We start from the raw sequence: 13,670 nt of genomic DNA, 5'->3' as shown, positions 1-13,670 counted from the left end.
TCCCCGCCTTATGGCCGCTCGCGCTGGTTCTGCTTCGCCGCTTCCTGCTCGGCGATGCGGCGGCGGCGCGCGCGGCTGGCCAGCACCAGCAGCAGGATGAAGAGCGCGATGATGGACAGCGGCACCACCCACCACAGGATGTCGGGAACGGTGATCGACGGCGCGTCCTGCACGTAGTCGCGGCCGCTGCTGTAGTTGGTGTCGATCTCGGAGAGCAGGCCGGTGGCGGCTACCGCCGCCACGTTGCCCGAGGACAGCGAGAAGGGCTTGGCGGGCACGGGCTTGTTCTCGCCCACGCTGCGCCACACCACGCCCTGCTGGCCGCCGGCCTGGGCCACCTCCAGGATGCCGAGCCGGTCGAAGCCGCTCACGTCCAGCATGGGCTTGGCCGAGCTATCGTTCATCACCAGCGTGTTGCCCTTGACCTGGACCATGCCGCGACTGTCCTTGAAGGGCAGGTCGAAGGCCAGGAAGTCGCCGGCCGGCGCGGCATCGCGACCGTCGTCGACCACCGTCAGCCGGGCCTTGCCGGGCGGCAGGCCGGTGCTGGCGGCGACCATGATCACACGCTGCAGGCTGGCGGGAACGTCGTCGAGGTAGGACTTCGGCACCAGCAGCTCGGCGCCGGCGGCGAAGCGGCGGACCATGCCGGTGAAATTGGCTTCATCCTTGGCGCGCGCCAGCTTGACGTGGCTCGAGGCCAGCACCGCCACCGGGAAGGCCTGCGGGGTCTCGCGGCAATTGTCGCTGGAGGGTTGGCGCACGAAGGCCACGCGCAGCTGGTTCTGCGCCGCCAGCGCGCCCGGCGGGATGCGCGCGCTGATGCGCTCGCGCTGGCCGTTGGCCTGCAGGCTCCTGGCGCCCAGCAGCACGTCGTTCAAAAACACCGAGGCCACCGGCGGTGTGCGCCCGGCGCCGGGCGCGGCCGAGACGTCGAGCACCAGCTCGGAGGGCAAGCGGCCGTCGCTGGCGACTTCGGCGATGTCGAAGGAGGCGGTCCAGTCGGCGCGGCTCATCACATCGAAACTGCCGGGCGCGCCGCCCAGGTTCTTGAGCAGGATGAAATCCTCGCCGGTGGCCGGCTTGTGCGCGGTGCGCGCGATCAGGTTGGGCGCGCCGCTGATGTTGCGCCAATAACTGTCGAACATGGTGGCGAAGGCTTGCCCGGCCTGCGCGCCGGCCAGGATCACCGGATGGCCGAAGGCCGAGGCCAGGCGCAGCTCCTGGCCATCCAGGCCGGACGACTGCGGCTGCACCCGGCGACGCCACTCGGCGAAGGGCGCGGCGGCGTCGGGCGCGGCCGACTGGATCTGCTGTTGCAGCGCGGCCATGGCAGCGTCGATGCCGGCCAGCAGCTTCTGGTCGCCGACCAGGATGTCGCCGCGCAGTTGGGCGTCGACGCCGTTCTGGCCGATCGCCATCAGCGCGCCGATCTCGGCCTGGTCCTTCAGCGCGTGCTCGCCGCTGCCGGCCAGCGCGGCAAAGGCTGGGATGGCGCGCAGGCCCTCGGGCACCGCCAGGCGCGACAGGTCGACCTTGTCGCCCACCTGCGGCAGCGCGGTCACGGTGCTGTGCTTGCCGGCGCGCTCCAGCGCCACGCCGATACGCCAGGCGGTGTCGTAGGACTGCGGGTCGAGGCGCTTGCCGGCGACCATGATGGAGGTCACCGCCGGCAGCGCGCCCCAGGCGGTGCGCAGGTCGCCGATGGCGCGGCTGTCGTAGCGGTAGCTGAAGGCGGAGGTCGGCGCCACGCGCAGCACGTTGCCCGGCGTGCGCGGGTCGGAGCACAGCGTCTGGCCGGAGAGCATCGTGGTCCAGTTCACCGACAGGCGCACGAAGCCGTTGGCGCGCGGCGCGCCGTCGATGCCCAGCGCCAGGCCGGCGTCGCCCTGGTCGGCGGTCATGGCGCGCGCGGCGGCGGGGAAGGTGTCCACCGCCAGCACCATGGTGGTCCGGCCGCCGTCGGCGCGCAGGTACCTGGCGTCCATCTTCAGCATGGCGTCCGACAGCGGCACGCTGGCCGGCACCGGCAGGTAGATCTCGCGGCTGCTGTCGTTGGAGGCCAGCACCAGCGGCGTGGTGAAGCCCAGCGTGGAGAGCGTCTCGCGACGCTGGATCCAGGTGTCGTCGGCCAGCTTGCGGAAGGCCTCGGCGGCGCCGGAGGCGGCATGGGCCCACGCCGGCGCGATCAGCGCGGCGGCGGTGGGAAGCAGGAGGGCGGTGCGCAGGGCGCGCCGGAAGATGCGGCGTTGAGGCAATGGATGAGCGTGGGACGGATGGCGGGCGGTCATAAATTCCTGTCGCAAGATGGTGCCTCAGCCCGCCGTGCTGCTCTCCGGGCTGATCCCCTCGGCGGCGATGGCGCGCGACGGGATGCGGCTGGTTGTTGTCTGGGTCTGGTTACCGCGCCAGGCCCTAGCTTCTTGTTACTGCTCGGTTGCGTGGATTTACGACGTGGCAGCTCTACATTTGGTTGCAACTTCCGCGGTGGTTTTTATTTTTCCTGGAGCTGCTGCGGGATCGGCATGCGGCGTTTTTCCTCTTTCGCGACACGAGCGAGGCGCCTCGACACTGCTTAATAAAAAGGCAGATCGATGCTCGTCGCAGGTGGCCGGGACAGGCGCATCAAGGGTGTCTGCCGCAAGCGGAGGACGGAGCGCGGAACGGCGACGGTCGCGAGCATGCGGGCCCCGGCGACGCCCGCCCGGGACGCCTCGCCGCGACCGAAAAGATGTTTCAAAATGTTTTAGGCTGTAGGAAAGCGCAACCGGCTTTTGTCGGAAAATTTTATGAAGTCTCACATGCGCGGCGCGTGCCGCGCCCGCTTCGCTCACCCGCTGCGAATGGATGAGTCAGGCCACGAAGGCTTGCACCTCGCGGCCGAGGATGGCGTCGACGATGCGGCCGCAGGCGCGGCCGTCGCCGTAGGGATTGTGCTTGCGCGCAAAGCTCTTCCACAGGTGCTTTTCGGTCTGCAGCGTCGCCACGGTATCGACGATGCGGCCGACGTCGGTGCCCACCAGCTGCACGGTGCCGGCGGCCACCGCCTCGGGGCGCTCGGTGACGTCGCGCATCACCAGCACCGGCTTGCCCAGCGCCGGCGCTTCCTCCTGCACGCCGCCGGAGTCGGTCAGGATCACGTGCGCCTGCTGCATCAGCCGCACGAACTGGAAGTAGTCCAGCGGCTCGATCAGGTGCAGGTGCTGCAGGCCCGACAGCTCGCGCATCACCGGCTCGCGCACGTTGGGGTTGAGGTGTACCGGATAGACGATCTGCAGGTCGTCACGCCGCGCCAGCCGGCCCAGCGCGCTGCAGATCTGGGCAAAGCCCGCGCCGAAATTCTCGCGCCGGTGGCCGGTCACCAGCAGCAGCTTGCGGCGCGGGTCCAGCGGCGGCAGGCTGGCGTCGAGCTGCGCGCGCAGCGCGGCGTCGGACTCGATGCGCGCGACCGACATCTGCAGCGCGTCGATCACGGTATTGCCGGTCACCAGCACGCGGCCCTGCAGGTTCTCGGCCTCCAGGTTGCGGCGCGACTGCGCGGTGGGCGCGAACATCAGGTCGCTCACCACGTCGATGGTGCGGCGGTTCATCTCTTCCGGCCAGGGCTGGTTCAGGTCGTGCGTGCGCAGGCCGGCTTCGACGTGACCCACGGGGATGCGGCGATGGAAAGCCGCCAGCGCGGCCACCATGGCGGTGGTGGTGTCGCCGTGCACCAGCACGCGGTCGGGCATGGTCTCGGCCAGCAGCTTGTCGATCTCGGCGAAGAGCTTCGAGGAGAGTCCGTTCAGGGTCTGGTCCGGCACCATGACGTCGAGGTTGCGGTCGGCCTTGATGTCGAACAGCTCCAGCACCTGGTTCAACATCTGGCGATGCTGGCCGGTGGCGCAGACGACGGAGTCGATCATCGGCTCGGCATTGAGCGCCTTGACCAGCGGCGCCATCTTGATGGCTTCGGGACGCGTGCCGAAAATCGACAGCACCTTCACGGGAGTGGCCTTGTCCATGTTGCTCCATTGCATGAGTTCACGTGGCAGGCCGCGCAGGGAAAACCGGTACGCTGTTCTTGTTTGTTGTTCGCATCAGCGCGCCGCAAGTGCACGCGCGGCCGAGGATGATTCGGCGGGAAGCGCAGAGCTTCCTGCCTGTGTGATCCCGGCAGCCCGGTTTGGTTTCTGATTTTCCGTGGAGGAACATGCGCCGTCACCGTCGCCGCGCGCGGCTACATCTTCTATAATCGTCACAGGAGACAACCCATCGCGGCAATGTTGCCAGGCAGTCATCGCGCCCACCGGCGCGCGGCCGCCGGCAAGCATCCAGCCCGCGAACAACGACGGTGAATGGCATGGCACTGTATTTCAAGAACAAGAGACCTAAGACTTTCCTGGGCGCCCCGGTGGGCTGGCCCCTGATGTTCCTGATGGCGCTCGACCTTTGCATCGCCGGCCTGATGGCCCTGTCGGATCACGACTGGGCCGCCGTGATCCTGCTCTATCCGCCGCTGGCCTTCGCCATCGCCATGCTGGTCGACGCCCGCCGCGAGAAGCTGGCCGCGGCGCGCCAGCACCGCCGATGAGCGCCGTCGCCGCATCCTCCGCCTTGCTGCAAGTCTCCCGCCTCAACTTCGCCTATCCCGGCCTGGCACTGTTCACCGATTTCTCGGCCGCCATTCCCGCCGGCGTGACGTTGGTGCGCGGTGGCGACGGCCGCGGCAAGACCACGCTGCTGCAACTGCTGGCGGGACTGATGCCGGCCAGGGACGGCGTGCTGGAACTGGACGGCATCCGCCTGGATGAAGACAGCGAAGCCTACCGCCGTCGCGTGTTCTACATCGACCCGCGCACCGAGGCCTACGAGCAGCTGACGCCGCCGGAGTTGTTCGGCAAGCTGCGCGAGCGCTTCCCCGCCTTCGACGACAGCCGCCTGCCGGCGCTGGTGGACGGCCTCTCGCTGGCGCCGCACCTGGAGAAAAAGCTCTTCATGCTCTCCACCGGTAGCAAGCGCAAGGTCTACCTGGCCGCAGCGTTCGCCGCCAACGCCACGCTGACCCTGCTGGACGATCCCTTCGCCAGCCTCGACCGCGCCTCGATCAACTTCGTCACCGACACCCTCAACGCCCGCGCCGGCGATGCGCGTCATGCGTGGGTTGCTGCGATGTATGAAGCGCCGGCCGGGATTGCGCTGGCGTCGGTGATCGAGCTGGGCGACTGAGGATGGCGCGGGGAGAGCGCTGCTCCCGCCGCGTTATCCCATTGCCTTAAGCCCGATTACCCCCGCCAGAATCAATCCCAGACAAGCCAGCCTCATCGGGGCCGCCGAATCGCCCATCACCACCATCCCGAAGATCGCCGTGCCGGCCGCGCCGATACCGGTCCATACTGCGTAAGCCGTACCCACCGGCAGGGTACGCAGCGTGTATGAAAGCAGGAAAAGGCTGGACAAGCCACTGGCCACGGTCAGCGCGGCCGGCCACAGGCGGGTGAATCCCTCCGACCATTTCATGCTGAGGGCGAAAACAATCTCAAGAATCCCGGCGATGCCGAGCATTAGCCAAGTCATGGCGCGCAACTCCATTCAATGAATCACAAAGGAAAATCGGGCAGCGGCATCCTTGCCCCTGCCCGCAGCCGCGCCCGGATCAGCTGGGCATCTTCCGGAAAGCAATGGAGAAGCGATTCCAGCTGTTGATGGCGGTGATCACCAGGGTCAGTTCGACCAATTCGGCGTCATTGAAGTAGGGGCGCACCGACTCCCATACAGCGTCGGGCACGCGATCGTTGGAAACGAGGGTCAGCGCCTCCGTCCATTCCAGCGCCGCGCGCTCGCGCTCGGTGAAAAACGGCGTCTCGCGCCAAGCGGAGACGGTGTTGAGGCGGCGTTCCGACTCGCCGGCCTTGCGAGCGTCGCTCGAATGCATGTCGAGGCAAAATGCGCAGCCGTTGATCTGAGAGGCGCGCAGGCGAACCAGCTCCTTGAGCAGGCCATCCAGCGAACCCTTGGCGACCTGGTTTTCCACCCCCATGAGGGCGTTGATGGTGCCTTTGTCGGCGAGAAAGTCGAGGCGTGCTTGCATGTGATGCTCCTATATGGGTCGATTACAAAGAAGGAATGAGGATTCCTTGACCGGTAGTATGCGAACATCTTGTACATGCAAGAAGATACAAGAAATGCAAAAAGGAGCAGTACATGAAAAGACCTCGCCAGGGCCTGGATTTACAGGTCGACCGCACGCTGGCGCTGCCGGTATACCAGCAGATCTGCCGTCGCTTCAAGACCGCGATCGAGCAGCGACATCTGCACTCCAACGACCGTGTGCCGTCGATCCGGGCGCTGGCCGCCGAGTTGAAGGTTTCTTGCGGGACGGTGGACCTGGCTTATCGCATCCTGATCGACGAAGGATATCTGCTCTCACGGGGGGCGGCCGGCACCGTGGTGTCGCCGGCCCTGCCGCCGGCGCCCGACGTTGCTCCACGAAGGGCAAACAACGGGGCAATACATGCGGCCTCCGTCGACTACGAAGGGCGGGAGCGCAAGCCCCTGTTGATGGGACTGCCGGCGCTGGATGCGTTTCCGCGCAAAACCTGGAACCGGCTCGTCGGTCATCGGCTTCGCACCAGCGAACCGGCACGCCTGGGGTTTCCCGATCCCACCGGGGACGAACGGCTGCGCGAGAAGATCGCCGCTTATCTCGGGATATCGCGCGGCGTGAGTTGCCTGCCGGAGCAGGTGTTCGTGACCTCGGGCCTGCGCAACAGCCTGGAGCTGATTCTGAGCAGCCTGGCTCGCCCGGGCGACGAGTTCTGGCTGGAAAACCCCGGCTACATCCTGGCGCGGTTGTTCCTGCAAAATACAGGCCTGAAACTGGTGCCGGTGCCGGTGGATGAGCAGGGAATGGTCGTGGAGCGCGGCTTAACGGCGGCGCCCTCCGCCAGGTTTGCAATGGTCACGCCCGCGCATCAGAGCCCGCTCGGCGTCACCTTGTCGCTGGAACGCCGGATGGCCTTGCTGGACTGGGCCGGCAAGATGGGCAGTTGGGTCATTGAAGACGACTACGACAGCGAATTCCGCTACCAGGGCCGGCCGCTGCCGGCGTTGAAGAGCCTGGATCGCAACGACCGCGTGATCTATAGCGGAACCTTCAGCAAATCGATGTTTCCCGGCCTGCGGCTGGCCTACGTGGTGGCGCCGCTGAGCATTGCCGCCGCCTTCCGGGCGAGCGCCTACAGTATCAACGCCGGCTGCCCGTATCTGTATCAGGCAGCCGTGGCGGACTTCATCGCTGGCGGACATTTTTCGCGGCACCTGAAAAAGATGCGCCTGCTGTACGCGGAGCGGCGCATGCTCACCGAACGCATATTCAGCGCGATGCTGGGCGACCGCGTAAGAATAGAACTTCAACCGGGCGGGCTGCACATGCTGTTGCAGCTGGCGCGCCATGAAGACGACGTGATGCTGGCCGAACGCGCACATGCGGCCGGACTGGCGTTGCATCCCTTATCGCGCTGGTACATGCGGGGCAAACCCCGGAAGGGGTTTTTGCTGGGCTTTGCCAATGTCGTCACCGAGAAGGACGCCATGGAGCTGGCCACCAGGCTAAGACAGGCCCTGGGCGGATAACTTGAAAAGACCTTATCCTCTCTCGGCCCCCCGGGACTTTGCTAAATAACAGATGAGCGACAGAAAAATGGAATCAAAAACCCACGCCGGCCAGCCGATCAGTTTCCGCTTTGCGACCAGGGACGATATCCCCGTATTGATCGCCCTGCTCAGGGATGACGACCTTGGCCGCCAGCGCGAAGCGGACGATGCGCACTCCTTGGGCCAATATGAAGAAGCGTTTGCCCGCATGAGCGGGCAGCCCGGAAACCGGATTCTATTGGGCCTGAACGGAGACGAAATCGTCGGGATGCTGCAACTCACCATCATCCATGGCCTGACGCATCAGGGACGCTCGAGGGCGCAAATTGAAGGCGTCAGGGTGAAAGGCAATGTGCGCGGCCAAGGCTATGGCAAGCAGCTATTTCAACAGGCGTTCGACATTGGCAAGGCAGAAGGCTGCTTTGTCGCTCAGCTGACGACCGACAATCGTCGTGCCGATGCAAGACGGTTCTATGAAAGCCTGGGTTTCCAGGCGACGCATCACGGCATGAAGCGGTCTCTGTGCGACGAACCCGGAGTGTGACGATCAGAAGCGGGAAGTGAATGGAAAGACGGTGCTCCGGATAAGCAGCCGGACAAGAAGGCGGACATGATCGCCATGTTCCAAAATACGGCGGCTTCGTGACACTTGCCCTGAGCGGGTGGATGCGCCTTTCATGAAGACGACCGCGTCCGGACTGCAATCGGCCAACGGCCGACAGCCGACAACCGACCGCCGAATCACTTCCTCACCAACCGCCTCACCCACAAATACAATCCGCTCGACAGCAAGAAAATAGAGAGCACATCGAAAGCGCCCCAGATTAACTTGAGCGGAAGACCGCCATAGTCGCCAAAGTGTAGCGGGCGAGCCAGCTGGAGCGCTCTCAGGTAGGCGGGCATCTCGGCGACGACCACGGCTTTGTTGCTGCGCGCGTCAACCAGCACCGCCGAGAACAGACGATGGGTGAGCGGCGTATTGCCATTGGTCCAGACCAGGTAGTGCGCGGGATTGTTGAAGCTTTTGCTGGGAAGGATGATGCTGGTGATGTTGTTGTCGGGTAGCGCCGCGGCCGCCGCGCCATAGGCGGCCTGGATTGAGGACAACGCCTCGAGGGACAAGGGCGGGCCGCCGGGCGAGGCGAGCCTGGACATTTCGCCTGCGCGCCAGACTGCCGCCAGCGGCTTGGCGAACTCATTGATGACGCCGGTTGCGGCGATGGCAAGCAGCCAGGTCGTCGTCGCGATGCCTGTCAGGTTGTGTGCGTCCAGCCACCATGCCCGGCGGCGGCCGCGACGCAAGGCGCCGAAAGTCAGGCCCTTCATGTAAGGCCCATACAGGACCACACCCGACAGGACCGCCATCACCGCCAGCAATCCCACGGCAGCCAGCGCCATCTCCCCCGCGAACCCGGACAGCAGCTCGGTATGCAGGCGCGTCACGAAAGGCATGAATTCCCAACGGCGCCTTGCCAGCGCCGGCGGCTCATCGACCAATTCCCCACTCGCGCGGTCAAAGACCAGCGGATGGTCGCGACTTCGGTCCGGACTGTCTTGCGGCCCCATCACCACCTTGATTCGCCCTTCGTCACGATCAAAGAAAATGAAGCGCGCACGCTCGCCGGGGTAGCGCCGGGTTGCCGCCGCCGCCATCGCGTCGAGGTTTCCAGCCGCCACGGCCAACGCCGGCCCGGATAAGGCGGGAGGACGCCCCATTGCGGCTTCGATTTCGTCGGCGAAAATCAGCGGCAGGCCGCTCAGGCACGACAGCAGCAGGAAAATCGTGCACGCCAGGCTGCTCCAGCGATGCAGCCATCGCCATGCCGGCAGCCCGGGACCCCATACGATCATGACCGGCTCAGAAGTCGAAGGTGGTCGAGATGATCAGCGTACGCGGCGCCCCGCGCGCCAGGCCAAAGGAACTTGACGCGGCGGCCCAGTAGTTCTTGTCCAGCAGATTCTCGATGCCGGCGCGGATGACCACCGGCTTGCCCGAGATCGTGGTGCTGTAGCGCGCGCCGGCGTCGAGGCGCGTCCACGACGGGATGCTTTGCGTGTTGGCCACGTTGTAGTACTGCGAGGAGGTGTAGATGATACGTCCCGTCAACGTGAATCCCGGCGCGAAAGGGACATCCCACTCGCCGCCCAGATTGGCCTGGGTGGTCGGCACGCCGACGGCCTTCTTGCCGTCGTTGAGGCCGCCGGCAGTCTTGGTCATCAGCCCGCGGATGAAGGTCACGCCACCCAGCACCCGCACGCCGGCCCCGGGTTCGCCGAAGACATTGATTTCCAGTCCCTGGTTGCGCTGTTCGCCATCGACCCCGTACACATTGGTGGCCGGATTGACGATGCCGCTGGGCTGCTCGATCTGGAACAGTCCCACCGTGGCAGCCAGCTTGCCGCCGTCGTATTTGACGCCGCCTTCATACTGTTTTGCGACGATGGGCGCAAACACTTCGCCGCTGTTGACGGTACCGGCGGTGGCCGTCGGTCCCTGGCTCAAGCCTTCGATGTAGTTGCCATAGAGGCTGAGCGAAGGGGCCAGCTTGAAGACCAGGCCGACGGCGGGCGTGACCTTGCTCCGGTCGTACAGCGAAGTCTGCGCGCCGGTCACGGCACTCAGGTTGCGCACCTTCACGTTCTGGTTGCGCGCCCCCAGCGTGAGCAGCAGCCGCTGGTCCAGCAAGCCCAGCGTGTCGGCGATGGCCAGGCTGTCGAGATCGGACTCGGAGGTCTTGGGCGCCGAGCTGGCGTACGGTGCGAGGCTTTGCGGGGCAATACTGCCGGGATTATAGAGATTGGAGTTATAGGTGGAGATCACCGGCGCAAGCACGCCGGAATCGGTATGCAAGGTCGTCGCACTGAGGTTGAATTCATGCCTGATCGGTCCGGTGTCGAACTTTCCCTTCAGGCCGGCCGTGGCCGTCTTGGTATTGGAAAAAGTGGGCTGGAAATACTGGTTGGCGCGGAAAGCGCCGCTTGCATTCTGCAGGTAGACAAAGTTGTACAGCCCGAGGAATTCGTTGTTCCGGGCGCCTGCGGCGGCGTAGACGGTGAGGTCCGGCACGAGGTCGAATTCACCCTGGATCATCCCGAAGGTGTCGTTCGACTTGGCGAAGTACCAGGGCTGTCCCAGGCTCAGCTTATTGTCCGGCGCCGCCGGTATCCGGAAATTGGCGTTGTCGGTGTAGACGATGCGGGTTGGCGCATCGGTGCGCATCTCGTGGTAACCGAGGTCGGCCGAGACGCGCAGCCTGTCGTTGCGGTAGTCGATGCCGACCGTGGCCGAGGAGGCGCGCTGCGACTGGTCGTTCACCCCGGTGCGGCCATCGCGATAGGCGCCATTGAAGCGGATTCCCCAGCTGTTGTCTTCGCCGAATCGCCGGCCCAGGTCGATGTGGGCGCCGAACTGGGCGTCCGAATAATAACTCGCGGTGAACTGGGTAATCGGCTTGTCTGTCGCGCGCTTGGTGACCAGGTTGATATTGCCTCCCACGCCGCCGGTTGGCGCCATGCCATTGAGCAAGGCGCTCGGGCCCTTGAGGATCTCGACGCGCTCGACAGCTTCGAGCCCCCCGGTCATTTGCGGCGGCACGATGCCGTAGAGGCCGTTGACCGCCATGTCCTGCGTCTGCGTGGGAAAGCCCCGGATCGTGAATTGGCTGATGTAACTGACGTCCGGCCAGATAGTGCGCACGGAGGGATCGTTCTTGACCACGTCGCCGATGGTGCGCGCCTGCTGGTTCTGGATGGTATCGGCGGTGATGCTGGTGACGTTGAAGGGCGTGTCCATGAAATCGCGCTGGCCCAACAGTCCGAGACTGGACCTACGTGCGACCTGGCCACCGGCATAGACCGGAGCCACGGGGGCCTCGCTAGCGGCATTCACCTCCACGGTCGGAAGGATATCGGCCGTGGCGGCGCCCGCCGGCTGGGCGCGCAGCACGTAGCCGCCACCGGCGCGTTGCGCCGCGCCCAGCCCGCTCCCCTCCAGCAACAGCCCAAGCGCTTCCCGCACCCCGTAGTTGCCGCGCAGTCCCTTGGTGCGCTTGCCATCCGTCAACAACGCATCGCCGGCCAGGAACGTACCGGATTGCTGGGCGAAGCTGTTGAGGGCGGGGGTCAAGGGGCCGGCAGGGATGTCGTAGGCGCGTACCGCGCTTTCCTGCGCTGCGGCGGGCATCGCCACGGAGGCCGTCAACGGCAGGCCGGCGCAGAAGAGCCGCGCGGCCAGGCTCAGACGGCGCAACCGGATGCCGCTGATGGATCGTGTTCGGCCCCGGCCGATGGTCTTGCGAGATGGCATGTTTTCCCCTGGTCTGGATGTGATCTGGAAGCTCCTTCCTTACGAATCGCTCCAGCGCGGCAAAAGGGGAACCGCCGCCAAAAATAAAATCCGTGCCGTCAGCGTGGCTCCAGGGTGATCCACCAGGGCAGGATGCGCCGCACCCTGAGCGAGAGCGCGTCGGCCAGCAAGTCAATGGACTTGTCGACATCGTCGGCGGGATAGGCCCCCATGACGCGCAGGCCCGCCGCCTCCGGCGCCACGCCCAGATGCAGTCGGCCGTAGCGCGCCAGTTCGGTGACGAACTCCCCCAGCGGAACGTCATCGGCCAGCAATACGCCGCTGGACCAGGCTTCATGCATCCGGTCGGCCGCTTGCAAGGGGCCGATCGCGGCATGCGTGAACTCCGCCTGGTGCCCCGCATGCACGGTATGGACGGAACCGTCAGCGTCCGTCCTGATTTCAACGGCGCCTTCGTACACGCACAGCAAGGTGCGTTCCTCGAAGCACCGTACCGTGAAGCGAGTGCCCAGCGCGCGCATGCGCCCTTGCGCGGTCGCCACGACGAATGGACGTTTCGCATCCTTGGCGGTCTCGAACAAGGCTTCGCCTGCCAAGAGATGCACGGTCCGGGTAGCGGGGTTGTAGTCGAGGTTGATGGCGGTTGCGGTGTTGAGCCAGGCCTGGGTGCCATCGGGCAGTTCGATTTTCCTGATCTCGCCGACGCCGGTGCGATAGTCGGCGCGCAGCGCCTGCATGGCTTGCGGGACCGACGTGAATCTCCAGATCGCGCCGCCCGTCGCGCCGAGGACCAGCAAGCGGGTCAAGGCGCGGCGCTTGCGGCGCCATTCGGACTGGCTGTTGCGCAAGGCCACGCCGGCAACCTCACGATGCTGTTCACCGGTGAGGTTGGCAAAACGGCGGCTGGCGTTTTCGACATGGGCCCAGGCTTGCCGGTGCTCTTCACGCTCGGCCAGCCAGGCCTGCCAGCGCAAGCGCTCCTGCGCGGTGGTCGAGCCTGAATGCAGCACGGAATACCATTCGGCCGCCTGCTGCAGGCTGGCGAATTGAGGGTCGGGTGCATTCATTGCGGTAGAGCCGCCGCCTGCTTCATCTCCAGCAGGGCGAATTCCAGGATGGCTTTGGCCATGTATTTCTTGACCATGCGGTCGGAAACGCCGATCTCCCGCGCAACCTCCTTGTACGTCATGCCATGGATCTGGACCAGGATGAAGGCATGCGCCGCCTTCTCGCTCAGTCGGCCCAGTACGGCGTCGACCTGATACAGCGCCTCGACGATCTCAAGCCTCTCCTCTTCAGAGATTTCCAGCCGATACCCGATCGCCTCGCTCGCCTGCAACCAGGCGTCCTCCACCTGGCGACGGCGCCACAAATCCACACATAGGCCTTTGGCCACAGTGCTCAGGTACGCGCGTGCGCCTTCGGAACTGTCGAAAGCGCGTGGTTTCAGCAAGAGCCGCAGAAAGGCGTCGTGCGCCAGGTCGGCGGCATCGAAGGCATTGCCTAACTTGCGCTGCAGCAATCCCTGCAGCCACCGGTGATGGTAACGATAGAGCTCGGAGAGCGCACTGGTTGAATCGGTCACTTTGTGGAGTCCCGATGGAGAAGGCGTTGTGTAGGCGCCCAGTTGGCCGGGCGAACATCTTAATTGGTAATTATTCTCATTAAGATTTTCGCACCGAAGGCCAGGAACGTCAAATCGACGGCTGTGCGACTGCCGGGAGGATGA

12 protein-coding genes are annotated in these 13,670 nt (G+C 65.3%); 4 read left to right on the top strand and 8 right to left on the bottom strand.

From position 1 onward, the window contains the following. Positions 1 to 8: 8 nt before the first annotated feature. Entirely contained in the window at positions 9 to 2,291 is a 2,283-nt protein-coding gene (locus Herbaro_RS00190) for a cellulose biosynthesis cyclic di-GMP-binding regulatory protein BcsB (protein ID WP_275011854.1), read from the bottom strand. Between the two features lie 561 nt (positions 2,292 to 2,852). Continuing rightward, positions 2,853 to 4,019, bottom strand: a complete 1,167-nt coding sequence (gene wecB / locus Herbaro_RS00185; RefSeq protein ID WP_275011853.1) for a non-hydrolyzing UDP-N-acetylglucosamine 2-epimerase — start codon at positions 4,017 to 4,019, stop codon at positions 2,853 to 2,855. Between the two features lie 323 nt (positions 4,020 to 4,342). Here wecB and Herbaro_RS00180 point away from each other — a divergent pair, with 323 nt between their 5' ends. Together Herbaro_RS00180 and Herbaro_RS00175 are read left to right on the top strand one after the other, a co-directional pair. Further along, positions 4,343 to 4,573 (top strand): hypothetical protein, encoded by a 231-nt coding sequence (locus tag Herbaro_RS00180; RefSeq protein ID WP_275011852.1) that lies wholly within the window; start codon positions 4,343 to 4,345, stop codon positions 4,571 to 4,573. After that, on the top strand, positions 4,570 to 5,208 hold the full coding sequence (locus tag Herbaro_RS00175; RefSeq protein ID WP_275011851.1) for an ABC transporter ATP-binding protein: 639 nt from the start codon (positions 4,570 to 4,572) through the stop codon (positions 5,206 to 5,208). Before Herbaro_RS00180 ends, Herbaro_RS00175 begins: the two co-directional genes overlap by 4 nt. 33 nt (positions 5,209 to 5,241) lie before the next feature. Here the strand turns inward: Herbaro_RS00175 and sugE are convergent, their stop codons facing one another. Both sugE and Herbaro_RS00165 read right to left on the bottom strand, forming a co-directional pair. Then, the gene (sugE, locus tag Herbaro_RS00170; RefSeq protein ID WP_275014079.1) at positions 5,242 to 5,556 is read right to left on the bottom strand and encodes a quaternary ammonium compound efflux SMR transporter SugE; all 315 of its coding nucleotides are present in this window, start codon (positions 5,554 to 5,556) and stop codon (positions 5,242 to 5,244) included. Between the two features lie 79 nt (positions 5,557 to 5,635). Next, positions 5,636 to 6,070, bottom strand: coding sequence for a carboxymuconolactone decarboxylase family protein (locus tag Herbaro_RS00165; protein ID WP_275011850.1), 435 nt, complete (start codon positions 6,068 to 6,070; stop codon positions 5,636 to 5,638). Positions 6,071 to 6,183: 113 nt separating this feature from the next. On the opposite strand from Herbaro_RS00165, the gene pdxR reads away from it, so the two are divergent. Beyond that, positions 6,184 to 7,614, top strand: a complete 1,431-nt coding sequence (pdxR, locus tag Herbaro_RS00160) for a MocR-like pyridoxine biosynthesis transcription factor PdxR (RefSeq protein WP_275011849.1) — start codon at positions 6,184 to 6,186, stop codon at positions 7,612 to 7,614. Between the two features lie 52 nt (positions 7,615 to 7,666). Next, positions 7,667 to 8,179, top strand: a complete 513-nt coding sequence (locus Herbaro_RS00155) for a GNAT family N-acetyltransferase (RefSeq protein WP_275011848.1) — start codon at positions 7,667 to 7,669, stop codon at positions 8,177 to 8,179. A 197-nt stretch (positions 8,180 to 8,376) separates the two neighbouring features. On the opposite strand, the gene Herbaro_RS00150 is transcribed toward Herbaro_RS00155, so the two are convergent. The 4 genes from Herbaro_RS00150 to Herbaro_RS00135 form a co-directional block, all read right to left on the bottom strand. Continuing rightward, the gene (locus Herbaro_RS00150; protein WP_275011847.1) at positions 8,377 to 9,486 is read right to left on the bottom strand and encodes a PepSY-associated TM helix domain-containing protein; all 1,110 of its coding nucleotides are present in this window, start codon (positions 9,484 to 9,486) and stop codon (positions 8,377 to 8,379) included. A 7-nt stretch (positions 9,487 to 9,493) separates the two neighbouring features. Beyond that, positions 9,494 to 11,941 (bottom strand): TonB-dependent receptor, encoded by a 2,448-nt coding sequence (locus Herbaro_RS00145; RefSeq protein ID WP_275011846.1) that lies wholly within the window; start codon positions 11,939 to 11,941, stop codon positions 9,494 to 9,496. 98 nt (positions 11,942 to 12,039) lie between these two features. Beyond that, positions 12,040 to 13,008 carry a FecR domain-containing protein gene (locus Herbaro_RS00140; protein WP_275011845.1) on the bottom strand — a complete coding sequence of 323 codons (969 nt, stop codon included), beginning with the start codon at positions 13,006 to 13,008 and terminating at the stop codon, positions 12,040 to 12,042. Then, positions 13,005 to 13,526, bottom strand: a complete 522-nt coding sequence (locus Herbaro_RS00135; RefSeq protein WP_275011844.1) for a sigma-70 family RNA polymerase sigma factor — start codon at positions 13,524 to 13,526, stop codon at positions 13,005 to 13,007. Before Herbaro_RS00135 ends, Herbaro_RS00140 begins: the two co-directional genes overlap by 4 nt. Positions 13,527 to 13,670: the final 144 nt, after the last annotated feature.

The sequence above is a fragment of the Herbaspirillum sp. WKF16 genome (assembly GCF_028993615.1).
In the GTDB taxonomy this organism is placed as follows: Bacteria; Pseudomonadota; Gammaproteobacteria; order Burkholderiales; family Burkholderiaceae_D; genus Herbaspirillum.
This window is presented reverse-complemented; position numbering and strand designations above follow the sequence as displayed.